This is a genomic window from Sphingomonas dokdonensis (assembly GCF_002197685.1).
GTDB classification, from domain to species: domain Bacteria; phylum Pseudomonadota; class Alphaproteobacteria; order Sphingomonadales; family Sphingomonadaceae; genus Sphingomonas; species Sphingomonas dokdonensis.
The window spans coordinates 438,594-463,636 of the sequence record NZ_NBBI01000002.1; the positions used below are offsets into that span (position 1 = coordinate 438,594).

General features: G+C 67.1%; 28 protein-coding genes. 14 read left to right on the forward strand and 14 right to left on the reverse strand.

Annotation, left to right across the window (positions count from 1 at the left end):
- Positions 1-15 precede the first annotated feature (15 nt).
- Both SPDO_RS06975 and SPDO_RS06980 read left to right on the forward strand, forming a co-directional pair.
- Positions 16-537 carry a sterol desaturase family protein gene (locus tag SPDO_RS06975; RefSeq protein WP_088366739.1) on the forward strand — a complete coding sequence of 174 codons (522 nt, stop codon included), beginning with the start codon at positions 16-18 and terminating at the stop codon, positions 535-537.
- 24 nt (positions 538-561) lie between these two features.
- Positions 562-888, forward strand: coding sequence for a pilus assembly protein PilZ (locus SPDO_RS06980; RefSeq protein WP_088366740.1), 327 nt, complete (start codon positions 562-564; stop codon positions 886-888).
- A 98-nt stretch (positions 889-986) separates the two neighbouring features.
- On the opposite strand, the gene SPDO_RS06985 is transcribed toward SPDO_RS06980, so the two are convergent.
- Complete coding sequence (locus SPDO_RS06985; protein ID WP_088366741.1) at positions 987-1,922, reverse strand: ribose-phosphate pyrophosphokinase; 936 nt, start codon at positions 1,920-1,922, stop codon at positions 987-989.
- 116 nt (positions 1,923-2,038) lie between these two features.
- Between SPDO_RS06985 and gltX the strand changes: the two genes are divergently transcribed.
- The 8 genes from gltX to SPDO_RS07025 all read left to right on the forward strand — a co-directional run bounded on the left by gltX (position 2,039) and on the right by SPDO_RS07025 (position 8,323).
- Entirely contained in the window at positions 2,039-3,370 is a 1,332-nt protein-coding gene (gltX, locus tag SPDO_RS06990; protein ID WP_088366742.1) for a glutamate--tRNA ligase, read from the forward strand.
- Positions 3,371-3,477: 107 nt separating this feature from the next.
- A complete protein-coding gene (locus tag SPDO_RS06995) occupies positions 3,478-4,143 on the forward strand; it encodes an energy transducer TonB (RefSeq protein ID WP_088366743.1) in 666 nt (221 codons plus the stop codon).
- A gap of 118 nt (positions 4,144-4,261) precedes the next feature.
- The gene (locus SPDO_RS07000) at positions 4,262-4,609 is read left to right on the forward strand and encodes a hypothetical protein (protein WP_088366744.1); all 348 of its coding nucleotides are present in this window, start codon (positions 4,262-4,264) and stop codon (positions 4,607-4,609) included.
- 43 nt (positions 4,610-4,652) lie between these two features.
- Entirely contained in the window at positions 4,653-5,615 is a 963-nt protein-coding gene (gene ribD, locus SPDO_RS07005) for a bifunctional diaminohydroxyphosphoribosylaminopyrimidine deaminase/5-amino-6-(5-phosphoribosylamino)uracil reductase RibD (protein WP_088367027.1), read from the forward strand.
- Positions 5,597-6,211, forward strand: coding sequence for a riboflavin synthase (locus SPDO_RS07010; protein WP_088366745.1), 615 nt, complete (start codon positions 5,597-5,599; stop codon positions 6,209-6,211). The genes ribD and SPDO_RS07010 overlap by 19 nt, the downstream gene beginning before the upstream one ends.
- Positions 6,156-7,346 (forward strand): 3,4-dihydroxy-2-butanone-4-phosphate synthase, encoded by a 1,191-nt coding sequence (ribB, locus tag SPDO_RS07015; protein WP_088366746.1) that lies wholly within the window; start codon positions 6,156-6,158, stop codon positions 7,344-7,346. The genes SPDO_RS07010 and ribB overlap by 56 nt, the downstream gene beginning before the upstream one ends.
- A gap of 121 nt (positions 7,347-7,467) precedes the next feature.
- Entirely contained in the window at positions 7,468-7,887 is a 420-nt protein-coding gene (gene ribH / locus SPDO_RS07020; RefSeq protein WP_088366747.1) for a 6,7-dimethyl-8-ribityllumazine synthase, read from the forward strand.
- Positions 7,888-7,984: 97 nt separating this feature from the next.
- Positions 7,985-8,323, forward strand: coding sequence for a DMT family protein (locus tag SPDO_RS07025; protein ID WP_088366748.1), 339 nt, complete (start codon positions 7,985-7,987; stop codon positions 8,321-8,323).
- Between the two features lie 4 nt (positions 8,324-8,327).
- Here the strand turns inward: SPDO_RS07025 and SPDO_RS07030 are convergent, their stop codons facing one another.
- The 5 genes from SPDO_RS07030 to map all read right to left on the reverse strand — a co-directional run bounded on the left by SPDO_RS07030 (position 8,328) and on the right by map (position 14,370).
- Positions 8,328-8,906: a nitroreductase family protein gene (locus SPDO_RS07030; RefSeq protein ID WP_088366749.1), complete on the reverse strand. Its 579-nt coding sequence runs from the start codon at positions 8,904-8,906 to the stop codon at positions 8,328-8,330.
- A 213-nt stretch (positions 8,907-9,119) separates the two neighbouring features.
- Complete coding sequence (gene glnA / locus SPDO_RS07035) at positions 9,120-10,532, reverse strand: type I glutamate--ammonia ligase (protein WP_088366750.1); 1,413 nt, start codon at positions 10,530-10,532, stop codon at positions 9,120-9,122.
- Between the two features lie 93 nt (positions 10,533-10,625).
- Complete coding sequence (locus SPDO_RS07040) at positions 10,626-10,964, reverse strand: P-II family nitrogen regulator (RefSeq protein WP_088366751.1); 339 nt, start codon at positions 10,962-10,964, stop codon at positions 10,626-10,628.
- Between the two features lie 196 nt (positions 10,965-11,160).
- On the reverse strand, positions 11,161-13,383 hold the full coding sequence (locus tag SPDO_RS07045; RefSeq protein ID WP_088366752.1) for a PQQ-dependent dehydrogenase, methanol/ethanol family: 2,223 nt from the start codon (positions 13,381-13,383) through the stop codon (positions 11,161-11,163).
- 159 nt (positions 13,384-13,542) lie between these two features.
- Positions 13,543-14,370 (reverse strand): type I methionyl aminopeptidase, encoded by an 828-nt coding sequence (gene map, locus SPDO_RS07050; RefSeq protein ID WP_088366753.1) that lies wholly within the window; start codon positions 14,368-14,370, stop codon positions 13,543-13,545.
- Positions 14,371-14,424: 54 nt separating this feature from the next.
- On the opposite strand from map, the gene SPDO_RS07055 reads away from it, so the two are divergent.
- The gene (locus tag SPDO_RS07055; RefSeq protein ID WP_088366754.1) at positions 14,425-15,183 is read left to right on the forward strand and encodes a competence/damage-inducible protein A; all 759 of its coding nucleotides are present in this window, start codon (positions 14,425-14,427) and stop codon (positions 15,181-15,183) included.
- Positions 15,184-15,202: 19 nt separating this feature from the next.
- On the opposite strand, the gene SPDO_RS07060 is transcribed toward SPDO_RS07055, so the two are convergent.
- From SPDO_RS07060 to SPDO_RS07075, 4 genes are all read right to left on the reverse strand, one after another.
- Positions 15,203-16,057: a GGDEF domain-containing protein gene (locus SPDO_RS07060; protein ID WP_088366755.1), complete on the reverse strand. Its 855-nt coding sequence runs from the start codon at positions 16,055-16,057 to the stop codon at positions 15,203-15,205.
- 123 nt (positions 16,058-16,180) lie between these two features.
- A complete protein-coding gene (locus SPDO_RS07065) occupies positions 16,181-17,314 on the reverse strand; it encodes an NAD(P)H-dependent flavin oxidoreductase (protein ID WP_088366756.1) in 1,134 nt (377 codons plus the stop codon).
- Between the two features lie 84 nt (positions 17,315-17,398).
- Positions 17,399-18,136 (reverse strand): TorF family putative porin, encoded by a 738-nt coding sequence (locus SPDO_RS07070; RefSeq protein WP_245829266.1) that lies wholly within the window; start codon positions 18,134-18,136, stop codon positions 17,399-17,401.
- Position 18,137: 1 nt separating this feature from the next.
- Positions 18,138-18,569 carry a hypothetical protein gene (locus SPDO_RS07075; RefSeq protein WP_143559604.1) on the reverse strand — a complete coding sequence of 144 codons (432 nt, stop codon included), beginning with the start codon at positions 18,567-18,569 and terminating at the stop codon, positions 18,138-18,140.
- A gap of 173 nt (positions 18,570-18,742) precedes the next feature.
- On the opposite strand from SPDO_RS07075, the gene SPDO_RS07080 reads away from it, so the two are divergent.
- Positions 18,743-20,056: a M20/M25/M40 family metallo-hydrolase gene (locus SPDO_RS07080; protein WP_088366759.1), complete on the forward strand. Its 1,314-nt coding sequence runs from the start codon at positions 18,743-18,745 to the stop codon at positions 20,054-20,056.
- Between the two features lie 88 nt (positions 20,057-20,144).
- Positions 20,145-20,759, forward strand: coding sequence for a flavodoxin family protein (locus SPDO_RS07085; protein ID WP_088367028.1), 615 nt, complete (start codon positions 20,145-20,147; stop codon positions 20,757-20,759).
- Positions 20,760-20,786: 27 nt separating this feature from the next.
- Here SPDO_RS07085 and SPDO_RS07090 read toward each other — a convergent pair whose 3' ends face one another.
- Entirely contained in the window at positions 20,787-22,160 is a 1,374-nt protein-coding gene (locus SPDO_RS07090) for a sensor histidine kinase (RefSeq protein ID WP_245829268.1), read from the reverse strand.
- A gap of 51 nt (positions 22,161-22,211) precedes the next feature.
- Here SPDO_RS07090 and SPDO_RS07095 point away from each other — a divergent pair, with 51 nt between their 5' ends.
- Entirely contained in the window at positions 22,212-22,463 is a 252-nt protein-coding gene (locus tag SPDO_RS07095) for a hypothetical protein (RefSeq protein ID WP_143559605.1), read from the forward strand.
- Here the strand turns inward: SPDO_RS07095 and SPDO_RS07100 are convergent.
- The 3 genes from SPDO_RS07100 to SPDO_RS07110 form a co-directional block, all read right to left on the reverse strand.
- Positions 22,436-23,101: a response regulator transcription factor gene (locus SPDO_RS07100; RefSeq protein ID WP_088366761.1), complete on the reverse strand. Its 666-nt coding sequence runs from the start codon at positions 23,099-23,101 to the stop codon at positions 22,436-22,438. The genes SPDO_RS07095 and SPDO_RS07100 overlap by 28 nt on opposite strands.
- Before the next feature lie 62 nt (positions 23,102-23,163).
- Positions 23,164-23,454 carry a hypothetical protein gene (locus tag SPDO_RS07105; RefSeq protein WP_342746659.1) on the reverse strand — a complete coding sequence of 97 codons (291 nt, stop codon included), beginning with the start codon at positions 23,452-23,454 and terminating at the stop codon, positions 23,164-23,166.
- A gap of 134 nt (positions 23,455-23,588) precedes the next feature.
- The gene (locus tag SPDO_RS07110) at positions 23,589-24,956 is read right to left on the reverse strand and encodes a cytochrome P450 (protein ID WP_088366763.1); all 1,368 of its coding nucleotides are present in this window, start codon (positions 24,954-24,956) and stop codon (positions 23,589-23,591) included.
- Between the last annotated feature and the right edge of the window lie 87 nt (positions 24,957-25,043).

A 25,043-nucleotide genomic window follows, 5' to 3' on the forward strand; every position in this document is an offset into this window, starting at 1 on the left:
CTATATGGGGGACGCATGTCGATCTGGTCCGGCCTTTTCCTGTTTCTCCTTACCGTCGCCGGGATGGAGGCGTTCGCCTATGTGATGCACCGCTGGGTGATGCATGGGCCGGGCTGGTTCCTGCACGAAAGCCATCATCGTCCACGTACCGGGCGATTCGAGCTGAACGATCTGTATGGCGTGATCTTTGCCGTGCCGTCGATCGTGCTGATCTATGGCGGCGTGCAGGGGGGCTGGTGGCCAGGCTATGCCTGGATCGGCGCCGGGATCGCGGCGTACGGCGCGATCTACTTCGGGTTTCACGACGTGATCGTGCATGAGCGGGTGCGCACGCGCTTTCTGCCCAAATCCAGCTATATGAAGCGGATCGTCCAGGCGCACCGGCTGCACCATGTGGTGAACACCAAGGAGGGAACGGTAAGCTTCGGGTTTCTCGTCGCGCCCAAACCGGAAGAGCTGAAGGCCGAGTTGAAGCGGCGCGGCCGGGCGGGGGTACGCGCTCCGACCGGAACGGTTCCGACGTTTGCGGAAAAGTAACCTTCGCGGCGGATAGTCCTCGCCATGGATCACGCCATTCCGCTCCCAAGCCCGTCCGACGGCGACGAAAACCGTCGCGCACTGCGCAAGGCAGTCAAGATGCGCGCCCACCTGCGCGACCGCGGCACCACCCGTTTCGAGATCGAAGTGGTCGACCTTTCCACCACCGGATTTCGCGCGCAGACCAGCTTCACGCTATGGCCGGGCACGACCGTGTGGCTGACGCTGCCGGGGCTGGCCGGGCTGGAGGCGGTGGTCGCGTGGCGCGACAAGTACCGCTACGGCTGCGCCTTTACCAAGCCGCTGCACCCGGCGGTGTTCGACCATATCGTGGCGCTCGGCAACGATTGACGATGCGGTCGCGGGTTCGCCCGCGTCGCTGCACGACGCCGGGCTTGCCGGTCTGACGGCATGGGGCGCCGCTCTGTCGAGCCGGCGCCTTTATCGTGTCAGTCGAACAGCGAGGAGACGCTGGTCTCGTCAGCAATGCGGCGCATGGCCTCCGCCAGCAGCGGCGCGATGGTGAGGTGGCGGATGCGGCCCGAATCGCCGATCGCCTCCTGATTGCCGATCGAATCGGTGATGACGAGTTCGCGCAGCGCCGAGCCCTCGACCCGCGCGACCGCGCCGCCCGACAGCACACCGTGGCTGACATAGGCGACGACATCCTCGGCGCCCGATTCGCGCAGCGCGGCGGCGGCGTTGCACAAGGTGCCGGCCGAATCGACGATGTCGTCGATGAGGATGCAGAAGCGTCCCTCGACATCGCCGATGATGTTCATGACTTCCGATTCGCCGGCGCGCTCACGCCGCTTGTCGACAATCGCGAGCGGGGCGTTGTGGAGCCGCTTGGCCAGCGCACGGGCGCGCACCACGCCGCCGACGTCGGGCGAGACGACCATCAGATTCTTGGAGCCGAAGCGCGCCAGAATGTCCGCCGACATGACCGGGGCGGCGAACAGATTGTCGGTCGGGATGTCGAAGAAGCCCTGGATCTGGCCGGCGTGCAGATCGACCGACAGAACGCGATCGGCGCCGGCGGTGGTGATCAGGTTGGCGACCAGCTTGGCCGAGATCGGCGTGCGGGGGCCGGGCTTTCGATCCTGCCGCGCATAGCCGAAATAAGGAACGACGGCGGTGATGCGCTTGGCCGACGCGCGCTTCAGCGCGTCGATGCAGATCAGCAGCTCCATGAGATTGTCGTTGACCGGATAGCTGGTCGACTGGATCAGGAACACGTCCTCGCCGCGCACATTCTCCATGATCTCGACGAAGATTTCCTCGTCGGCAAAGCGGCGCACCAGCGCCTCCGTCAACGGGATCTCCAGATAGGAGGCAATGTCGCGCGCCAGTGGCAGGTTCGAGTTGCCGGTCATCAGTTTCATAAGCGTCCCGCCCTTTCTGCGCCGCCCCCTTAGCGCGAAAGCCCCGTGTTGCAATCGTGCGACATGGATGGTGAGACAGTTTGCGGTTCGGCCGCGGCGGGCCTAACGCGCGCGGCATGACCGTGGTTACCCGCTTCGCCCCTTCGCCGACCGGCCGCCTGCACGTCGGCAACATCCGCGCCGCGCTGCATAACTGGATGTTTGCGCGCGGCCAGGGCGGACGCTTCGTGCTGCGCATCGACGATACCGATGCGGAGCGGAGCGAGGAGCGGTTCGTGGACGCGATCCGCGAGGATCTGGCGTGGCTGGGCCTGACGCCGGACGCGGAGGTGCGCCAGTCGGAGCGGTTTGGCCTGTACGAAACGCGGTTCGAGGAATTGCGCGCGGCCGGGCGGATCTATCCGGCGTATGACACCAGCCAGGAGCTGGACCTGAAGCGCAAGATCCAGCTCGGCCGGGGATTGCCGCCGGTGTACGATCGCGCGGCGTTGCAGCTGAGCGATGCGGATCGCGCGCGGCTGGAGAACGAGGGTGTGCGGCCGCACTGGCGCTTTCGCCTGGACGATGACGCGGTGGTCGAATGGGACGATCTGGTGCGCGGGCACCAGCGGTTCGACCCAAAGACGATGAGCGATCCGGTGATCCGGCGTGCGGACGGATCGTGGCTTTATATGCTGCCGTCCGCGATCGACGACATCGATCTTGGCATCAGCCACGTGATGCGCGGCGAAGATCACGTCGCGAATACCGCGCTGCAGATCCAGATGTTCGCCGCGATGGGCAGCACGCCGCCGCATTTCGCGCATGCTGCGCTGCTGACCGGGAGCGAGGGCAAGCTGTCCAAGCGGCTGGGGAGCCTGGGCGTCGACCAGCTGCGCGAGATGGGCATCGAGGCGCAGGCGATCCGTGCGCTGCTGGCGCGGCTGGGGACGAGCGATCCGGTGGAGCCGGTGGTGGAGATGGCGCCGCTGCTCGCCACGTTCGATTTCGGCCGTTTCGGGCGGGCGCCGGCACGCTTCGACGAGGCGGAACTGGCGCAGCTCAACGCGCGGATCGTGCATCAGCTGCCCTACGAGGCGGTGCGCGATCGGCTGCCGGCCGGAGTGACGGCCGAGGTGTGGGAAGCGGTGCGACCCAACCTTTCCACGGTCGCCGAAGTGCAGGATTGGTGGCAGGTGATCGAAGGACCGATCACGCCGGCGGCACTCTCCGATGACGACCGCGCGTATCTGGCATTGGCAGCCGATGCGGCGGAGGCGATCGACTGGGGTGCCGACCCGTGGCACCAGCTGACGGGCGCGCTGAAGGGCTCGACCGGGCGCAAGGGTAAGGCGTTGTTCCTGCCGCTGCGCCAGGCACTGACGGGCCGCGATCATGGCCCGGACATGGCGGCGCTGCTGCCGCTGATCGGGCGCGACCGCGCGCTGGCGCGGCTGCGCGGCGCCTGACGGCGGCGGCGCGCGCTGCCGCTTGCGCACGATATGTTATGTGGTACCATCACAGCCTGAGCGAAGGCTCGGAAGGAGAAGAAACAAGAAAACCATAGGAGAGGATCATGTACGCGGACCGAAATGCCCGGCCGTCCGGCGTGAATGCCGGAAGCCTTGTTGTTGCCGTCGCGATCAACGCCGCCGTGATCGGCGCGCTGATATTCTCCGCCCCGGTGATCGAGGCGATCAAGCAGCGCGGCACGCTGATCGTCGAGAACATCCCGCTCGATCCGCCACCGCCACCCGAACCGATCGAGCCGCCGCCGGCGATCAAGGACCAGAAGGTCAGCACGCTGCCCGAGCGGCCGAGCACCAGCACCAATATCGCGCCGACGACGGCGAGCGATGCTTTCGTCGTGACACCGCTCCCGCTGCCGCCCTTGCCGTTGCCGCCGCTTCCGCCGGTCGGCGAGCTGACGCGGGTGGAGCCGGCCAAGCCGCCGGTGCTGGTGGAGGCGCGGCCCGATCCCCGCTTTGCCCGCCAGATGCAGCCGACCTATCCGCCGGGTGAGCGCCGTGCCGAGCGGGAAGGCGTCGTCACCATGCGCGTGACGATCGGGCGCGACGGTCGCGTGCTCGACGCCGATTGCGTCAGCGCCACCAGCGACGAATTCTGCCGCGCGACGCGTCTGCACGCGCTGGCCAAATGGCGGTTCCAGCCGGCAACGCGCGACGGCGTCGCCATGGAAGCGACCAAGGAACTGACCGTGCGCTTCCGGCTCGAGTCATAGACGAGCGAAGGGTCGGGTGGGCGGCGCTGCAAAGGTGGCGCCGCTTTTCCCGCGTTGTTGCCGACCCTTAGCCGCCGGAGGGCTGGCTTCGACGGGTCGGTTGCATTATATCGGGCCCATGCAATTCTTTGCCCGGATGAGTCCGTTCAAGGCCGTACGCGACCTTCGTCTATTCCTGCATCAGCGGCAGAAGCATGAACTTGTCTTTCTCTGCCTGTCGGTGGTGCTGACGGGCTTGCTCCTGATCGGCTTTGCAAAGGATTCAAAGGTCGAAAAAGTGTACAAGCCCGAGATCGTCTATGTGCAGCAATGGCGCGCGGATCGGACCGATGCCGAGATCATCGCGCAGCAGGCGATCGATGCGCCGATCAAGCAGAAGCAGATCGACGATCAGAAGCGCCGGCAGGAAGAGCTGCGCGCGTCGTTCAAGAAGCTGGACGACAAAATGACCAAATGGGGTCTGTAAGCCAGGATCGCGCGTGATGGCGGGCGCGGATCACGCGCGCTGGATGGGCGCGGCGCTCGCGCTGGCGTCGCGCGGTCAGGGGCGGACGAGCCCCAATCCGTCGGTCGGCTGCGTGATCGTGCACGACGGCAAGGTCGTAGGGCGCGGGTGGACGCAGCCGGGCGGGCGGCCGCATGCCGAGGCGATGGCGCTGGAACAGGCGGGCGCGAAGGCGGCAGGGGCCACCGTCTATGTGACGCTGGAGCCCTGCGCGCATCGCTCCGTGCGCGGGCCGGCCTGCGCGGATCTGCTGGTGGCGAGCAAGCCGGCGCGCGTCGTGGTCGCGCTGGGCGATCCCGATCCGCGGACCAATGGCAAGGGACTGGCGCGGCTCGCCGATGCCGGGATCGAGACGGTCACGGGCGTGCGCGCGGGCGAGGCGCGCGCGACCATGGCAGGGTTTCTCAGGCGGATGGCGCATGGGCGGCCGCAGGTGACGCTGAAGCTCGCCACCTCGCTCGATGGCTGTATCGCGATGGCGGATGGCGCAAGCCGCTGGATCACCGGCGATGCCGCCCGGGCGCATGTGCATCTGGAACGCAGCCGGCACGACATGATCCTGGTCGGGCGTGGGACATGGGATGTCGACCGGCCGCGACTCGACGTGCGGTTGGCCGGGCTGGAGGCGCGGGCACCGGTGCGTGTGGTCATGTCGACGCGCGCGGTGGACGACGACGGCGTGGTGCGGATCACTTCGCCGGAAGAGATCACGACGCTCTCCGGCGACCATCTGTTCGTAGAGGGCGGCGCGGGCGCGGCGGCGGCCTTCCTTGCGGCAGATCTGGTCGATCGCCTGGTGCTGTATCGCGCGCCGATCCTGATCGGCGGCGGGCGGCCGGCGCTCCGCGACATCGGACTGGGTAGCCTGGATGCGGCGCATGGTCGCTGGACCTGCACCGATACGCGCCAGCTTGGCAGCGACCGGCTCGAGGTCTACGAGCGTGTCCGATGTTTACCGGGATCATAACCGACGTCGGGCATATCACGCGCGTGGAGACGCGCGGGGATACGCGCGTGGTGGTCAGTACCAGCTACGACACGCCTGAGATCGACCTTGGCGCCTCGGTCGCCTGTTCGGGCGTTTGCCTAACGGTGGTCGACAAGGGGCCGAACTGGCTGGCGTTCGACGTGTCGGGCGAGACGGTGCACCGCACGGGCCAGGGCCAATGGACCGAGGGGCGCCGGCTGAACCTGGAACGCGCGATGAAGCTGGGCGACGAGCTGGGCGGGCATATCGTGACTGGCCACGTCGACGGCATCGCCGAGGTGATCGGCATCCGCCCCGATGGCGATTCGAAGCGCGTCAGCTTTCGCGTTTCCAGCGATCTGGCGCCGTTTCTGGCGGCCAAGGGATCGGTGACGGTGGATGGCGTGTCGCTGACCGTCAACGAGGTGACCGACGCCGACGACGGATCGACGCATTTCGCGATCAACATCATTCCGCACACCCAGGCGGTGACGACGCTTTCGGATCTGGCGCCGGGCAGCGCCGTCAACATCGAGATCGATGTGCTCGCCCGCTATCTCCAACGGATGGAACATTATCGTGCAAAAGCCCGCTGAACTCGCCCGTCTGCGCCACGCGTTTCTCTCCAGCCCCGAAGAGATCATCGACGAGGCGAAGAACGGCCGCATGTTCATCCTGGTGGATGACGAGGATCGCGAGAACGAGGGCGATCTGGTGATCCCGGCGCAGATGGCGACGCCGGAGAAGATCAATTTCATGGCGCGGCACGGGCGCGGGCTGATCTGCCTCGCCATGACCAAGGCGCGCGTCGACGCGCTGGGCCTCGACCTGATGAGCCGCCACAACGGCACGCGCCACGAGACCGCCTTTACCGTCTCGATCGAGGCGCGCGACGGCGTGACCACCGGCATTTCCGCCGCCGACCGCGCGCGCACCATCGCGGTGGCGATCGATTCGTCGAAGGGCCGTGAGGAGATCGTGACGCCGGGGCATGTCTTCCCGCTGGTCGCGCGTGACGGCGGCGTGCTGGTGCGCGCGGGCCATACCGAGGCGGCGGTGGACGTGTCGCGGCTCGCGGGCCTCAACCCCTCGGGCGTGATCTGCGAGATCATGAACGAGGATGGCACGATGTCGCGGATGGACGACCTCGTCTCGTTCGCGCAGCTCCACAACCTGAAGATCGGCACGATCCGTGACCTGATCGCCTATCGCCGCCGTCACGACCATCTGGTCGAGAAAAAGGCGGAGATGACGTTCGAGTCGCGCTGGGGCGGGCAGTGGAAGGCGCTGACCTTCCACAACAAGGCGACCGGCGACGAGACGATCGCGCTGGTGAAGGGCAAGATCGATCCCGCCAAGCCGACGCTGGTGCGGATGCATACCGCCAGCTTCTTCGTCGACATGTTCGGCGAAGCGTCCGAGCGCGCCGGGCTGCTTTCCACCTCGATGGAAATGATCGCGGAGGAAGGCGCGGGCGTGATCGTGGTGATCAATCGCGCGATGAAGGGCGTCGTCTCGCGCTTCATGCAGCTGCGCGCCGAGGGCAAGGGCGCGGGCGCACCCGAGGTCGAGGAACTGCGCGATTATGGCGTGGGCGCGCAGATCCTGGCGGACCTCGGCGTCGAAGAGATGGTGCTGCTCACCAACACGCACCACACGCTGGTGGGTCTCGACGGCTACGGCCTGTCGATCGTCGGCGAGCGCGCGATCCCGGGTACGCGCGGCGAGTGATGTGATGAAGGGCGGACGCGGTGCGTTCGCCCCGTTGCTCCGCACGGTCAGCTTGCCTGCGCTGCGTGGCGCGCTACGAGCCTAGCCGCCCGGCCGTGTGTGGCAGTTCAAAGGAAGATTGATGGCGCATTTTCTCATCGTCGAGGCCCGTTTCTACGATCACCTGAACGACATGCTGATCGCCGGCGCGCAGGCCGCGATCGAGGCGGCGGGGCATAGCGCCGAGGTGGTGACGGTGCCCGGCGCGCTGGAAGTGCCGGGTGCGATCGCGATGGCGGCCGATGCCGGGCGCTATGACGGGTTCGTCGCGCTGGGCGTGGTGATCCGCGGCGAGACCTATCATTTCGAGATCGTGTCGAACGAGAGCGCGCGCGGGATCATGGCGCTGACCATGGACGGGATCGCGATCGGCAACGGCATCCTGACGACCGAGAATGAGGAACAGGCCATCCGCCGTGCCGACCCGGCGCAGCTCAACAAGGGCGGTGGTGCGGCCGAAGCGGCGATCGCGATGCTGGAGCTGCGCGGCCGGCTGGGCTGATCGGCTGGAGCGCGGGCGGCCGCTGACGCAGGTCCGGCGGCCTGTTGGCGGCCTATCTCGGCTTCCCTTCGGCGCGGGCGTGCGCCTAGATCGCGCCATGCCTGTTGTCGCGCTGCTGCTCGTCTCCAACGTCTTCATGACGATCGCCTGGTATTGGCATCTGAAGGGCGGGATGGCGAAGCCGCTGCCGACCGTCATCCTGCTGAGCTGGGCCATCGCGCTGGTCGAATATTGCTTCGCCGTGCCGGCCAACCGGCTGGGGTTCGCCAGCGGCTGGACGGGCGGTCAGCTCAAGGTAACGCAGGAGGTGATCACGCTCCTGGTGTTCGGCGTCTTTGCCGTGGTGGTGCTGGGCGAGCAACTGAGTTGGCGGCACGCGGGCGCTTTCGCGTGCCTGGTCGGTGCCGCCGCCTTCATGTTTGCCGGGCGCAGCTAGCGGTTCAGCCGCGCCAGGCGGTGACGGTGGTGGCGAGGTTGGGGCGGGGGCGTTCCTCCAGCGGGCGTGACGGCGTGCCGATGAACATGAAGCCGGCGATCCGCTCGGGCGCGGCGCCGAACGCGTCGCGCACCCGGTCGTTGAACGCCGCCCACGTGGTGAGCCAGCCGCCGGCAAAGCCCATCGCATGCGCGGCATGGAGCAGGTTCATGCAGGCGGCGCCGGCGGATAGCTCCTGTTCCCAGAGCGGGATCTGGCTGTCGGTGCGCGGCGAGGATAGCGCGACGACCAGCGCGGGTGCCTGGTGGGCGAATTGCTCGATCGATTCCAGCTCCAGCCGCTTCGCCTCGGGACGGTCGGCGCGATAGGCGTCGAGGAGCAATGTGGCGAAGGCGGCGCGCTGTTCGGGCGCGACGATCACGAAGCGCCAGGGCGCGAGCTTGCCATGGTCGGGCGTCCGGCAGGCGATGGCGCACATTTCGGCGAGCTGGGTGGCGCTGGGGCCAGGTGCGGCGAGGTCGCGCGGCTTGCCCGAGCGGCGCGTGGCGAGGAGTGACAGCGGGGTGGTGGTGTCGTTGAACATGGCGGCACTGTAGCCGGCATGCGGCGTGGGTCGAGGGCGTTGCCGGCAATCCAGCGTTGCGGAATGGAAAGGGGCGCCCGTTGGTGCCGGACGCCCCTTTATTTTGGCCCGCCGCGGCAAAGCCGCGTCGTCGGTCCTCGCTTGGGCGAGGCCGGCCGGCAGCGCCTGTGCGGCGGGCCGTTGGCCGCCGCAGCGCGTGCCGGCGCGGCCCGCTCAGGCGCTGTAGTACATGTCGTACTCAACCGGGCTCGGCGTCATTTCCCAACGCGCGACCTCGCCCCACTTCAGCTCGACATAGGCCTCGATCTGATCCTTGGTGAACACGTCGCCCTTCAAGAGGAAGTCGTGGTCGGCCAGCAGGCTGTCGAGCGCCTCGCGTAGCGATGCCGCAACGGTCGGCACTTCGGCGAGCTCTGCCGGGGGCAGATCGTACAGGTTCTTGTCCATCGCGTCGCCCGGATGGATCTTGTTCTGGATGCCGTCGAGGCCCGCCATCAGCAGCGCGGCATAGGCGAGATAAGGGTTCGCCATCGCATCGGGGAAGCGCACCTCGACGCGCTTCGACTTGGCGCCCGTGCCGTACGGGATGCGGCACGAGGCCGAGCGGTTGCGGCTGGAATAGGCCAGCAGCACCGGCGCCTCGTAACCCGGCACCAGCCGCTTGTAGCTGTTGGTGGTCGGGTTGGTGAAGGCGTTGATCGCCTTGGCGTGCTTGATGATGCCGCCGATGAAATACAGGCAGGTTTCCGACAGCCCGGCATAGCCGTTGCCCGCGAACAGCGGCGTCTTGCCTTCCCAGATCGAGAAGTGGGTGTGCATGCCCGAGCCGTTATCTTCCTTGATCGGCTTGGGCATGAAGGTCGCCGACTTGCCATAGGCATGGGCGACCTGGTGCACGACGTACTTGTAGATCTGCATGCGATCGGCGGTGGTGGTCAGCGTGCCGAAGGTGAGGCCCAGTTCGTGCTGCGCGGCGGCCACCTCGTGGTGGTGCTTGTCGCACGGCAGGCCCATTTCGAGCATGGTCGAGACCATCTCGCCGCGGATGTCGACGGCGCTGTCGACCGGCGCGACGGGGAAATAGCCGCCCTTGGCGCGGGGACGGTGCGCGAGGTTGCCGCCCTCATATTCGCGGCCCGTATTGGTCGGCAGCTCGATATCGTCGATCTTGAAGTAGGATTCGGCGTAGTTCGTGTCGAACTGCACGTTGTCGAACATGAAGAACTCGGCCTCCGGGCCGACGTACACGGTGTCGCCCACGCCGATGGAGGCGACATAGGCCTCGGCGCGCTTCGCCGTGGTGCGCGGATCGCGGGTGTAGCCCTCACCGGTCGACGGCTCGAGAATGTCGCAGAACACGATCAGCATCGGCGTAGCCGAGAAGGGATCGGTGTACACCGCATCCAGATCCGGCTTCAGGATCATGTCGGACTCGTTGATCGCCTTCCAACCCTCGATCGACGAACCGTCGAACATCAGGCCGTCGGTCCACTCGTCCTCGCCCATCACGCTGGCGACCATGGTGAGGTGCTGCCACTTGCCCTTGGGGTCGGTGAAGCGGAGGTCGATCCACTCGATCTCCTCGTCCTTGATGCGCTTGATGACGTCGTTGGCGGTGGTAGCCATGTTCTCTCTATTCCTCTGCGTCGCCCCGGCAGGCGCCGGGTCTTTTGTCGTTACGGGACGATCCCGGTCGCTGCCGGGTTGACGGGTTCGAGATCAGATCGCGTCGTCGTTGCGCTCACCGGTGCGGATGCGCAATGCCGTCTCTACGGGGATGACGAAGATCTTGCCATCGCCGATCCGCCCGGTCTGGGCGGCCTGTGCGATCGCCTCCACCACCCGCTCGGCCAGGCTGTCTTCCACGACGACCTCCAGCTTCACCTTGGGGAGGAAATCCACGACATATTCGGCGCCGCGATAGAGCTCGGTATGGCCCTTCTGGCGGCCGAACCCCTTGGCCTCGGTGACGGTGATGCCTGACACGCCGACTTCGTGGAGCGCTTCTTTGACTTCATCGAGCTTGAACGGCTTGATGATCGCTTCGATCTTCTTCACGCGGAAACGCCCACCCCTGGTTAGAACCCTCGCCCCGGTACTGGTGCTTGCATCGAACGTGCCAGCCGGGGGCGCCGAGGGCAAGGTGGCGACTCGCCATGCAACACGCCGTTACCGATGCCTGAAAAGCGGGCAGCGGCGATGTGCTGCCCGTTCTTTCGGCACCGGTCCGCGCGGCGCGTTCCACGAGCGAGCGCTACCGCACGCCCGTCGGCACCGGCGACTTCTGCGCGGCGGGTGCCGGCGCCACGGTCTTCGCGCCGTTGCTCAGGTTCTTCTGCGCCCAATGCGCCTCGTCGATGACGTAAAGGCGGATCAGCTGCGCCTGCTCGGGAGTGAGCACCTTGGCGAAGCTGACCATGCCCTTGTCCTTCAGCATGCCGTCGATGAGGATCGCCTTCCACGTGTCGGCATCACCCAAGGTGGCCGAGCGCTGCAGGTTCGGCAGCACGCCGCCGCCGCCCGCGCTCGCGCCGTGGCAGACCTGGCAATAGCGGCCGTAGAGCGCTTGCCCCTGCGCCACCTGCTGCGGCGTGGCCGTGTTCTTGGGCAGGGGCGGTGGCGCGATGGCGGGCGGCGGGGCAGGCGGGGGCATCTGCGCCTGGCCGCCGAGCTTGAAGACGAGCAGCCGCGGCTGATTGGGCACGTCGCGCGCCTTGCCGATGGCATAGCCGATCGACAGCGGCAGCGCGCCGCCGCGGCCGGCAAGCACCGCGACATATTGTTCGTTGCCGATCATGAAGGTGGCGGCGCCGGCCATCACGCCGGTGCCGACGGGATAGGAGAACAGCTGCTTGCCGGTATCGGCGGCGTACGCGCGGAATTCGCCGAGCGCCGTGCCCTGGAAGACGAGGTTACCCGCGGTGGTCATGGTGCCGCCATTCCAGGGCGTGGGATAATCCACCGTCCAGCGCGCCTTGTTGGCGACCGGATCCCAGGCGACGAGGCGCCCGGTGGCGCCGGCGATCGCCTGCTTCACCGCCGCGGCGTCGCGTGGATACATGGCATTGCCGAGATCCTGCCCGACGTTGAAGCCGATCGGTTTCGTCCCGTCGAGCGGCGAGGATGGGTTGAGATAGGCCGAACCGACGATCTGCGCGGGGATAAACGCAAGGCCGACCTTCGGGTTGAAGCTCATCGGCTGCCAATTGTGCGCGGCGATGGCACTGGGCGTCGCGAGGAACGGCTTGCCCGTCTTGTAATAGCGCGATTCCGGGTTTTCGATCGGGCGGCCGGTCTTCATGTCGTAGCCGGTCGCCCAGTTGACGCCCGGAATGAACTGGCCGGCGTTGATCAGCTTACCGTTCGTGCGGTCGATGACGTAGAAGAAGCCGTTCTTGGGCGCCTGCATCAGCACGCGGCGCTGTTGCCCGCCGATGTTTAGCGTGGCGAGATTGATCGGCTGCGTCGCGGTGAAATCCCACGTCTCGCCGGGCGTTTCCTGATAATGCCAGACGTATTCGCCCGTTTCGGGCTTCAACGCGACAATCGAGGAGAGGAACAGGTTGTCGCCCTGGCCCTCGCTGCGCAGGCCGTGATTCCAGGGCGAGCCGTTGCCGACGCCGAGGTAGAGCTGATCGAGCTCCGCGTCATAGACGATCGAGTCCCACACGGTGCCGCCGCCGCCCGACTGCTTCCACTGGCCGTTCTTCGACCAGGTGGGCGCGACCTTGGCCATCGCGGCGTCGCTGGCCTCGCCATCCTTTGCGCCGGTGGGGTTGGGGACGGTGTAGAAGCGCCATTTCTTTGCGCCGGTCGCGGCATCATAGGCGGTGACATAGCCGCGCACGCCGAACTCCGCGCCGCCGTTGCCGATCATCACCATGCCCTTCACCACGCGCGGCGCGCCGGTGATAGTGTAGGGCTTTGCATTGTCGGTGGTCTGGACTGACCAGTCAGGCGTTCCGGTGGCGGCGTCGAGCGCGATCAGGCGGCCGTCGATGGTGCCGACATACAGGCGGCCCTTCCACGCGGCGACGCCGCGATTGACCACGTCGCAGCAGGCCTGGACGCCCTTTTGCGGATCGACCTTGGGGTCGAACTCCCACAATTTCTTGCCGGTCGCGGCGTCGAAGGCGAAGACCTTGGACCATGGCCCGGTGACGAACATCTTGCCGTCGACCACGACGGGGGTCGCCTCCTGTCCGCGTGCGTCGGGCATGTCGGCATACCAGGCAAGGCCAAGCTGGTTGACGTTGCCGGCGTTGATCTGCGTCAGCGGCGAGAAGCGCTGTTCGCTGTAGTTGTAGCCGGTCATCGCCCAATCGCGGCCGTCGCCGCCGGTGGTGAGCAGGGCGGCATCGACGCGCCCGATGCCGGTGGTCGCTGAGCGATCCGCGGCGGCGCTGGCGCTTTCGCCGGTATTGGCCTTGCACGACACGAGCGCCGCTGCCGCGAGCAGCGCAACCACGATCCGCATTCTTCCTCTCCCCGCCCTTGTTTCGAGCTTTGCGCGGAGATTGACCCAGGTTGGGGAGGAAGGGAAGTAGGTAAGTCGGGTGCGTTAGCCTGACCAACGTGTCAGGCCATCGTGTTGCACCCGTACTCATCCCGGCTCGAGACCGGGATGATGGCGTGATTACGCGTAGGGCGGCTTGTGCAGACCGGCGGGCGAGGTGGTGAAGATCTCGCAGCCGTCCTCGGTGATGCCGATCGAGTGCTCGAACTGCGCCGACAGCGAGCGATCACGCGTAACCGCCGTCCAGCCATCATCGAGCAGCTTAACGTCGGGACGGCCGATGTTGATCATCGGTTCGATGGTGAAGATCATGCCCGGCTTCAGCTCCGGCCCGGTGCCCGGACGGCCGACGTGCACCACCTCTGGCGCATCGTGGAACAGGCGGCCGAGCCCGTGCCCGCAGAAATCGCGCACCACGCCGTAGCGGTGCGATTCCGCAAAGCTCTGAATGGCGTGCGCCACGTCACCCATGGTGTTGCCGGGCTTCGCCTGCTCGATGCCGAGCATCAGGCATTCGTAGGTGACGTCGACCAACCGGCGCGCCTTCAGCGGCACGTCGCCTATCAGGTACATGCGCGATGAATCGCCATGCCAGCCGTCGACGATCGGCGTGACGTCGACATTGACGATGTCACCCGATTTCAGCGTCTTCTCGCTGGGAATGCCGTGGCAGACGACATGGTTGATCGAGATGCAGCAGCTGTGCGTGTAGCCGCGATAGCCGAGCGTCGCGGGCACGCCGCCGCGGCTCTTGATGAAGGCGTAGATCAGCGCGTCGATCTCTGCGGTCGTCACGCCGGGGACCATGTGCGGCACGATCATGTCGAGCGTTTCGGCGGCGAGCTTGCCTGCCGTGTGCATGCCGGCGAAGGCGTCCGGGCCGTGCAGCTTGATCGCGCCGTTGCGGCCCATCGGCGCATCGCTGGTGACGGTAACATATTCGGTCATGCCCACCGTTATAGCGTGGCGCGGGCGATTTTGCGAGGCTATGCCGGGGCCGGCATGGAAAGCGCACGCATCTGGACCGCCGCCCTCGTCGTCATTGGCGACGAAATCCTTTCGGGCCGAACGCAGGACAAGAACATCGCGCAGATCGCGCAATGGCTGAACGTCCAGGGCATTCGGCTGGTCGAGGTGCGCGTGGTGCCCGATCGCGAAGAGGCGATCGTGGAGGCGGTGAATACGCTGCGCGCGCGCAACGATTACCTGTTCACCACCGGCGGCATCGGACCGACGCATGACGACATCACGGTGGACGCGATCGCCGCCGCGCTGGGCGTCGGCGTGGTGCATCATCCGCAGGCGGTGGCGGTGCTGGAGCGGTATTACACGACGCGCGGCGGGATCAGCGAGGCGCGGCTGCGCATGGCGCGGGTGCCCGAGGGCGCCGACCTGATCGAGAACCGCATGTCGGGCGCGCCGGGCATCCGCATCGGCAACATCTTCATCATGGCGGGCGTGCCGCATATCACGGCGGGCATGCTCGACGCACTGACGGGCACGCTGGAGGGCGGGCAGCCGGTGGTGAGCCGCCAGATCGGCTGCTGGGTGGCGGAGAGCGAGATCGCCGACCTGCTGCGCGAGGCGGAGCGCCGCCACGAGGGCGTGGCGATCGGCAGCTACCCGTTCTTTCGCGAGGGGCGGACCGGCGCCAATTTCGTCGTCCGCTCGCCCGATCGCGAGGTGGTGGATGCCTGTGTCGCGGACCTGACCGCCGCGCTGGAGGCGGCGGGGCACCAGGTGTTCGGCGAGGGGATCTGATCGGCGCGGCTGACGGGGTTCAGCCAAGCTCCGCATTGCTGAGGATGCGGGCGCGGCCGCGATGCTTCGCCTCGTAAAGCGCGGCATCGGCGCGGCGTAGCGACTCATCAAGCGTGCGACGCGATGCGGCGGTGGTGCCGGCAGAAAAGGTCAGCGGCCGCTCGCCCAGATGCGCCAGCGGCTCGTTGCGGATCCGCTCGGCGATGCGCATCAGCACCGACTGTGCCTGCGCCTCGGTCGCGCCGCGGAAATAGACCAGGAACTCCTCGCCGCCCCATCGCGCAACGAAGTCGGTCTGGCGGACCGTGCCGGAGAGAACACGTGCGAAATCGCGCAGCACGCGGTCGCCCGTGTCGTGGCCAAGCTGGTCGTTCACCAGCTTGAAATGGTCCATGTCGACCAGCGCCAGCGCGCCGGTGGTCTCCTGCTCGGTGAGCGCGTCGAGTTCCTGTAGCAGGCCGCGCCGGTTCAGCACGTTGGTCAGCGGATCGACGCTGGCCTCGCGGCTGAGCTTGCGCACGCGTTCCGCCGTGGCGCCGGCGGCGCGGTTCACCCCGGCGAGCAGGCGAGCGGCAAGATCGGTGCCGCCGACCGTCGGCACCAGCGCGATCTCGCCGTTTTCGGCATCGTTCAGCGCGCGTGCGGCGACGTCGATCGGGGCGAGGAGCGCATAGATGCCACCAACCGCGATGATCGTGCCGATCAGCGTTGCGCCCGTCACCAGCAGGACGCCGAGCAGGTCCAGCTGGCCGGTTATCGTTGCCCAGACGAGAAAGGCGGTGAGCGGCAGATGCGTGCCGACGAAGCACACCGCGAAAAGCCGCAATTGCAGGCTGCGCGGGAAAATGAACGAGCTTGCACGATACAGCCGCATGGCTCGCGTTTCTCCAGGAACTAAGCGGCACGCCGACGATGGCGTGCGCGCCAGCCCTGAAGAGGAGAATATTACCTAAGTGTTACCACTACGATAAGGCGAGCGCCGATCGGACGAGCCGAGTCACGCGTCGACCAGATTGGCCATGCGCTCCGCCGCCTCGGCAAATTCCATCTTGAAATCCTGCACCACCTGCCCGGCGGGGCGGACCTGATCGACGAGGCCGACGCCCTGGCCGACGAAATAGGTGACCATTTCGCGCGCCGCGGGATCGCCCTTTTGCGCGGCAAGGTCGCAGGCGCGGATCGCGGGTTCGCTGATCAGCGACTGATAGGGCATCGGCAGTGGGCCGGGCGACTGCGGCCCCTCCCATGCATCGGTCCAGGCCGAGCGCAGCTGGCGCGACGGCTTGCCGGTGCGGCTCTTCGAGCGGACCGTGTCGCGCGAGCTGGCCGCGACCATCTTCTCGCGGAACACGTCCGAACATTCGCTTTCCGGCGTCGCGAGCCAGACCGAGCCGGTCCATGCGCCATCGGCGCCCATCGCCATCGCGCCGGCCATCTGACCGCCGGTCATGATCCCGCCGGCGGCGAGGACCGGGACACGCTTGCCATGCGCCTCAAGCGCGCGGATCACCTCGGGGACGAGGACCATGGTGGACACCTCGCCGCAATGGCCGCCGGCCTCGCCGCCTTGCACGACGAGGATGTCGACCCCGGCATCGACCTGGCGGATGGCATGTTCCTTGGCGCCGACCAGCGCCGCGACGGGCACGCCGCGTTCGCGACCCATGTCGATCATCGCCTGGGGCGGGACGCCCAGCGCATTGGCGATGAGCTTGATCGGGTGGCGGAAGGCGACATCCAGCATCTCCAGCGCCAAGTTCGGATCGAACGGCGCGGGTGCATCGGAATCGGCGCGCTCCTCCGGCATGGTGAAGTGGTGCGTTTCGGCCAGCTGGCCGACGAAGGCGCGATGCTCGGCCGGCACCTTGTCCATGATCGAGGCGCGGGTGAGGCCCTTGGCGCCGCCGGTGGCGAGATTCTCGGGGATCAGCACGTCGAGGCCGTAGGGCTTGCCGTCAACATGCGCGTCGATCCAGGCGAGCTCGGTTTCGAGGCTTTCCAGCGTATGGCCGGTCGCGCCTAGCACGCCGAAGCCGCCGGCACGGCTGACCGCGGCGACCACGTCGCGGCAGTGGCTGAACGCGAGCAGCGGGAAATCCACCCCCAGCATCGCGCAGATCGGTGACTTCATGGTCCCTCTCCCTTTATCGTTGGCCCGCGTTGTGGCGGCACGGCGGACGAAAAGGAAGAGGGGAGGGCGCCTGGCGCCCGGCGGTCAGAAGCTGATGGCGAGCCGCGCGGTGACCCGGTCGCCGGTATCGCGCGCATTGGCGAAGGGCGACGGGGTGACGGCGCCGATGTCGGTACCGGTGTAGAGCAGCCCGACGCTGACCGGCCCGGTGATATGATCCACGCCGAGCGACCAGTCGGTGTAATCGCCGCCTGGGCGCAGGCGCGCGGCGCGGCGAGGATCGTCGACGCTGCCGGTCGACCGGCCAAGCGAGGCGTTGAAGGTGAAGGGTGTGGCGGGCACGCCGACGCGCGCGCGCGCACCGACCCACAGATTGTCGCCGCCGATCGCGCGCTGATCGGGCGCATAGCGCGCGTCGAGCCCGACCTCGCCCGGGCCGAGCGCGAAGCTGGCGCCGAGGCCCAGTTCGGCATAGTCCAATGCTTCGGCCGCGCCGGCGAACAGATGGCCGGTGGCAAAGCCGTTCACCCGTAGCCCGCTGCCGATGTCGCGGGTGAAGCCGCCGGTCAGGTCGAATACCGCGTCGGCGCCGCCGTGACGCGGATCGCCGCGCGTGGCCGTGACGCGGGCGTCGAGATCGAGGCCGAAGGGCACGCCGACGTTGACGCTGGCGGCGGGCGAGAGCTCACCGTCGCTCCAGCTGATGCCGCGCCGCCGCTCGTCGGTTGCCAGCTCGACGCTCGCGCCAAGCCCGGTCTGCGCCAGGGCGGGAAGGGCCGCGGCACAGGATGCCGCGGCCATGATGATCGCAAGGGGCTTCACGTCAGCTGCGTACCGGCGAATGGGCAGCATCGAGCTCCAGCGCGAGCGCTTCCCGGTCACGCTCCGCCACGGCGAGCAGGTGATCGCGGACGGCGCCGGTGCGGGCCGCGACTTCCTGTGCGATCGCGCCTTGCTGCGCGGCGCACCAGCCGGGGCGGCTGCCCTCGATCGGGGCATCGCTGGCGATCGTGCGGGCGAGCACATGGCCGGCGGCGCTGCGCGCCTCGCGGTTCACGCTGACGCTCGCCTTCCACGCGCAGCGCAGCGTGCTGGGGCGGCCGCCGACGCCGACGGTGCCCACCTGCTTGTGCGTGACGTCCATGGTGCTGCGATAGGTGACGTCCACGCGCTGGCCGCGGTGATCGATCTCCATGCGGTGCGCGTCCGCTGCTTGTCCGCCGAGCAACAGCCCGGCAGCGATGATAAGGCTCATATTCGGTCTCCTGCGTTTGCGGCTGGCTTTTGCGCCCGCTCGCATCACCGCGCCGACCTGCGCGGCAATATTTCAATGTGCGAACCCGAAGGTCCGTTCAATCACCGGCCGAAGGCGCAACGATTTGACATGATCCCCTATCCATTCGGCAACCGCTGGCCTAGCCTTGCCGGATGATCGCTCGTTCTTTCGCGCTTGCCGCCATTCTGCCCGCCGCCGCCCTCGCTCTCGGTGGCGCCGCCTCGGCGCCGGAGATGCGGATGAAGGCAGCGGTCGCGCAGGAGGTGCCGCGCAACGAGGCGTTGCTCGAAAAGCTGGTGCGGCAGAATTCGGGCAGCCTCAACATCGCCGGGGTGAAGGCGGTGGGCGAGATGATGCGCGCCGAGCTGGAACCGCTGGGTTTCGACGTCGAGTGGATCGACATGACCGAGACCGGGCGGGCCGGTCACATCGTCGCGACGCACAAGGGCAATGGCCGCGGCAAGCGGGTGCTGCTGATCGGGCATCTCGATACGGTGTTCGAGCCTGACAGCCCCTTCACCGGCTGGTCGCGCGAAGGGAACCGCGCAACGGGGCCGGGCGTGGGCGACGACAAGGGCGGGCTGGTGGTGATCGTCGCCACCTTGCGGGCGATGCAGGCGGCGGGCACGCTCAAGAGTGCGGACCTGAAGGTCGTGCTGACCGGCGACGAGGAAAAGACCGGCGCGCCGATGGACGTGGCGCGGCGTGATCTGATCGCCGCGGGCAAATGGGCCGATGTCGCGCTGGAATATGAGAATTTGGCCACCGATGGCACGCAGGATTACGCCACCACCGCGCGGCGCAGCTCCACCAATTGGGAGATCGTCACCACCGGACGGACGGGTCATTCGAGCGGCATCTTCAACGCTTCGATGGGGTATGGCGCGGTGTTCGAGCTGGCGCGGATTCTTGACGCGTTTCGCGAAAAGCTGCCCGAGCCGAACCTGACGTTCAATGCCAGCGTGGTGGTGGGCGGTACGCCCGCCAGCCTCGACGAGGCGGGGGTGAAGGGCACGGCCGAGGGCAAGACCAACGTCATTCCCGCACGCGCCGTGGCGCGGGGCGACCTGCGCAGCCTGACGCCCGAGCAGGACGCGCGGATCAAGGCGGCGATGGAGGCGATCGTGGCGCAGCATCTGCCGGGAACGGACGCCAAGATGCGCTTTTTCGAAGGCTATCCCTCCATGCCGCCGACGGCGGGCAATCGCGCGCTGATGGACCAGCTGAACGTGGTGAACCGCGACCTTGGCCTGCCCGAGATGCAGGAGATGGACCCGGCCAAGCGTGGCGCGGCGGATTCGAGCTTCGTCGCGGCGGATGCGGTGACGCTGGGCGGCATGGGCGTGGCGGGGGGCGGCGCGCATGCAGAGGGCGAGTGGGTGGACCTTGCCAGCATCCCGCGCCAGGCGCTGCGCAGTGCGGCGCTGATTACCCGGCTGACGGCGGAGCCGCGCCAGAAGCGCTGACCAGGTGGCGGCAACGATGCGATGGTCGGCTCGTTGACCGCGTCGAGGCCGCCAATCCGTGGCGGCTGCGAACGGGAAAGGCGCCGACTTGGCCGACACACTCCGCGCGATTGCGCTCAACTGCACGCTCAAGGCGAGCGGCGAATCCTCCACCGATGCGATGATCGCGGTGCTGCGCGACGCCTTTGCCAAGGTGGACGTGACGCTGACCGAGACGGTCCGCATCGCCGCGCATGACGTGAAGCCCGGCGTCACGAGCGACGAGGGCGAGGGTGACGACTGGCCGGCGATCCGCGAGAAGATCCTGGCGCACGACATCCTGATCTTCGGCGGGCCGATCTGGATGGGTCAGATCGGCAGCATCGCCAAGCGCGTGCTGGAGCGGATGGACGCGTTTATCAGTGAGACCGACGATGAAGGACGTATGCCGAGTTACGGCAAGGTCGCCGTAGCGGCGATCGTCGGCAACGAAGATGGCGCGCATTGGTCGTCGGCGCAGCTGTTTCAGTCGCTGAACGACACTGGCTGGACGATCCCGCCGGTTGCCGCCTGTTACTGGGTGGGCGAGGCGATGGGCTCGACCGATTTCAAGGATCTGCCCGACACGCCCGACAAGGTGACCAAGACGGCGGCCATGACGGCGACCAATGCCGCCCACCTCGCCAGGCTGCTGAAGGCGAACCCGCTGCCCGGCGCAGAATAAGGCAGCGTCGCCGGCGGCGTGAGCCGATCACGCCGCCATCGGCAAGCGGAGCCGCACGAGCAGCCCGCCCAGGTCTTCACTCTCCTCCAGGCTGACGGTGCCCTCGTAGATTTCGGCCACGTCGCGCACGATGGCGAGGCCAAGGCCGGTGCCGGGCTTGCCCGTATCGAGCCTGACGCCGCGATCGAAGATGCGGATGCGATCGGCCTCGGGGATGCCCATGCCGTCGTCCTCCACCATGATCTCGACGAAGCCGGCCTGCGCGCCGACCGTCACGAACACGCTGCCGCCGCCGTATTTGGCGGCATTCTCGACCAGATTGCCCATGATCTCGTCCAGATCCTGCCGCTCGATGTGGGCGACGAGATCCTTCGGCCCGTCCATGTCGATGCGGACGTGCTGGTAGAGCCGCTGCACCGCGCGCTCGACCGATTCGACGCTCGGCCATACCTCCGATCGGCTGTGCGCGGAGCCGCGGCGCCCCACCGCGCGGGCGCGGGCGAGATGGTGATCGACCTGGCGGCGCATCGTGCGGGCTTCGCGCACCACGGTATCCGCCAGATCGTCCGACTGGGCGGTGGCGGCGTTCATGATGACCGTGAGCGGCGTTTTCAGCGCATGGGCGAGATTGCCGGCGTGACGGCGCGCTTCCTCCGCCTGCGTTTCATTGTGCGCGACGAGCGCGTTCAGTTCCTCGACCAGTGGCGCAACTTCGACCGGAAGCGGGCCGGCAATCCGGTTCGTACGGCCGCCGCGCATCCGCGCGATCTCCAGCCGCAGCTTGCGCAGCGGCAGCAGGCCATAAAAGGTCTGCAACGCGGCGAGCACGACAAGGCCGACGCCGAGCAGCAGGAAGCTGCGCACCAACGTGCGGCGGAGCGCGCCGATCTGCGCATCGACACCTTCGCGCGTCTGCGCCACCTGGAAGCGCCAGCGCACGTCCGATCCGGGCAGCTTCACGTCGCGCTCGACGATGCGCAGCTTCTCCGCGCCGAACTGATCGCTGTTGTAGATGTGAACGCCCATGTCGTTGTGCGTTTCGACATGCGCCAGCTGGCGATCCCACAGCGAGCGGGAGGGGAACGCCTCGCGACCTGGCGCCGAAACCTGCCAGTAGAGGCCAGAATAGGGCTCAAGGAAGCGCTGGTCCGCCGGCTCGCGATTAAAGATCACTTCCCCCTCGGGGCCGATCTCCGCCGAGACGAGCAAGGATTGCAGCACATATTCGAGCTGATCGTCGAAGTTCTGCGTCACCGCAGAGGTGAGCACGCGGTCCAGCGCAAAGCCGCCACCGGCAAGCAGCAAGGAAATCCAGATTGCCGCAATGACGATCATGCGGCGTGACAGCGATCCGGTGCTCGTCATGCGCACATCGCCGCCGTTCATCACTTCGTCGCGCATCGGAACCATGCTGGCGCTTTTCTGTTCGATTCAACCGAAGGGAGAACGGTCGTGTTGCGTACTTTTCCGACTCTGATCCTGGCAGGTCTTGCCGGCATGTTCGTCAGCCTGATGGCGGGCTTTCTGCTCGCCTCCTGGACGATCGGTGGCATCGCGCCCGCCTATGCCGCGCCGCCGAGCTTCGCATCGTCCGATCCGGTGATCGTGACCGACGGCTGGCGCGAGGCGGGGTATGACCGCATCGGCTTATGGGAAGAGCCGCGCGGCGACATGTTTCAAGCCGACGGATCTTCCAGGCTGTAACCAAGCCCGCGGATCGTGGTGATCACGTCCTGGCCAAGCTTCTTGCGGATCCGGGTGACGAACACCTCGATGGTATTCGAATCGCGGTCGAAATCCTGATCGTAGATGTGCTCGATCAGCTCGGTCCGGCTGACGACCTTGCCCTTGTGATGCAGCAGGTAGGACAGGAGCTTATACTCCTGTGCGGTAAGCTTCACCGGCTCGCCGGCGCGCGTCACCTTGCCCGAACGCGTGTCAAGCCGCACATCGCCGGCGGTGAGCTCCGACGAAGCATTGCCCGAGGCGCGACGGATCAGCGCGCGTAGCCGGGCGATCAGCTCCTCGGTCTGGAACGGCTTGGCGACATAATCGTCGGCGCCGGCGTCCAGCCCGGCCACCTTGTCCGACCAGCTGTCGCGCGCGGTGAGCACCAGCACGGGCATCACCTTGCCCTCCTTGCGCCAGCGATCGAGCACGGTCAGCCCGTCGACCTCCGGCAGGCCGAGATCGAGCACCACGGCATCGTAATTCTCGGTCGAGCCGAGGAAGTGCCCCTCCTCGCCATCGGTGGCGAGATCGATCGCATAGCCGGCGCCCTCCAGCGTGTTCTTCAACTGCTGGCCCAGATTGGGCTCATCCTCGACAATCAGGACGCGCATGGTCACTCCCAGATAGAAACAACGTGGATTAGCACCGGCGCGTGCGGTGCAAAAGGTACGGTTTATTTGCCGGTGCGGCCGATCACCTGTCCCGAGCGGCCATCGACGTCCACCCAGATCACCGTGCCGTCGCGCAGGAATTTGAGGGTGTAGACGGCGCTGGGCATTTCGAAGTCGAAGCCGATATATTGCGCGTCGCGCATGGTGGGGATCACGCGGCGCTCGATTTCCTTGATCGAGAGGATGCGGCCCTCCTGCAGCGCCCGCCAGGCGGCGACGCCGTCACGCTGCTGCTCGCCCGGCTGCGCCAGCACGGGCGAGGAGAGACTGAGCAGAATCAGGGCAAGGCACATCCGCATTCCCGCTGGCTAGCGATAAAGGCTTGAACACCCTGTGAATAAGCCCGGTTCCGACAGGGCGCCCCTTAGCACGGCTCCTCGCGCCCGTGGGGAGCGCAAGGGATCGTCGGCAGGGCGCCGCGCAGGGGTTAGAGCGGCTTGAACGTCACCGGCAAGCCGTCTTTCGGCCGTGGGATGGGGAAAATCTGCCAGTCGGTCCCGGAATCCGGCGCCAAATCGATCCGGTATCGGCTGAGCAGATGGGCAACCAGGATGCGGATCTGCATGGTGGCGAAGTGCAGGCCGATGCACATGTGCGCGCCGCCGCCGAACGGCACCCAGGCGAACCGATGCCGGCCGCGCGACGCCTCGGGAGAGAAGCGTGTGGGATCGAACCGCTCGGGATCGGGCCAATATTCGGCCATGTGGTGCGTGTAGGCGGTGTTGACCCCGACGAACGTACCCGCCGGAATGCGATAGCCGCCGAAGCTGAAATCGCGCAGCGCGCGGCGCGGGATCGAGGGCACCGGCGGCATGAGGCGGAGCGATTCCTTGAACGCCCATTCGGTGAGCACCAGCCGGTCGAGCTGTTCATAGGCGACGCTGCCGTCATTGCTGCCGAGGCCGAGCACCTCCTCGCGCAGTTTCTCCTGCCATTCGACATTGCGGCCCAGCAGCATGACGAGGCTGGTGGCGGACGAGGTGATCGTGTCGTGCGCGGCCATCATCAGGAAGTTCATGTGATCGACGATGGCGTCGTCGGCCAGCAGATTGCCGTCGTCGTCGGTCGCGCGGCAGAATTGCGAAAAGAAATCCTGCCCGTCGCCGCCGCGCCGCTTCGGGATTTCGCGGGTGAAATAATCGACCAGATAGTCGCGCGCCTTGACGCCGCGACGCATCGACGTACCCGGCAGCGGCGTACGCACCGGCGAAACCGACGCCTGCACCTCGTCCACGAACGCCTGGTTGATCCGCGACGCCTCCGGCCCGAGCGGCACGCCGAGAAAGCTGGTCGCGGCGAGATCGAGGCTCAGCGCCTTGATCGCGCTGTAGAACGGCATGGTGCGGTTCGCCCAGCCGGCGACCTGATCGGCGATGCCGGCGTTCAGCTCCTGCGCATAATGGCGCATCGGCTCGGGCTTGAACGCGACCGACAGCGCCTTGCGGTCCGCGCGGTGCTTGTCGAAGTCCATCAGCATCAGCCCGCGCGGGAAGACGAGGTTGAGGATCGGTCCCCAGCCTTGCTCGGACGAGAAATTCTTCTCCTTGTCGAACAGCACGAGCTCGTTGGCGTCCGCGCCGAGCAGCACCACGCTGTCGCCGCCGAAGGTGCGGTTGCGATACACCGGGCCATATTTCGCCGCCGCGCGGTTGGCAAAGCCGATCGGATCCTTCAGCACGGCAAAGGTATTGCCGACGAAGGGCAGGCCGCGCGTGCCGGGAATGTCGTTCAGCGCGGACGGCGGGTTGGCGGGAAGCCAGTGCGGGTTGCCGGCCAGCGTGTGCGCATGCGCCATCGATTCTCTCCAGAGCTTACTTACATGCGTATAAGTAACATCGGTGCCCCATGCCAAGCGCGGACTGGCCGGTGGCGGCGGCGCGAT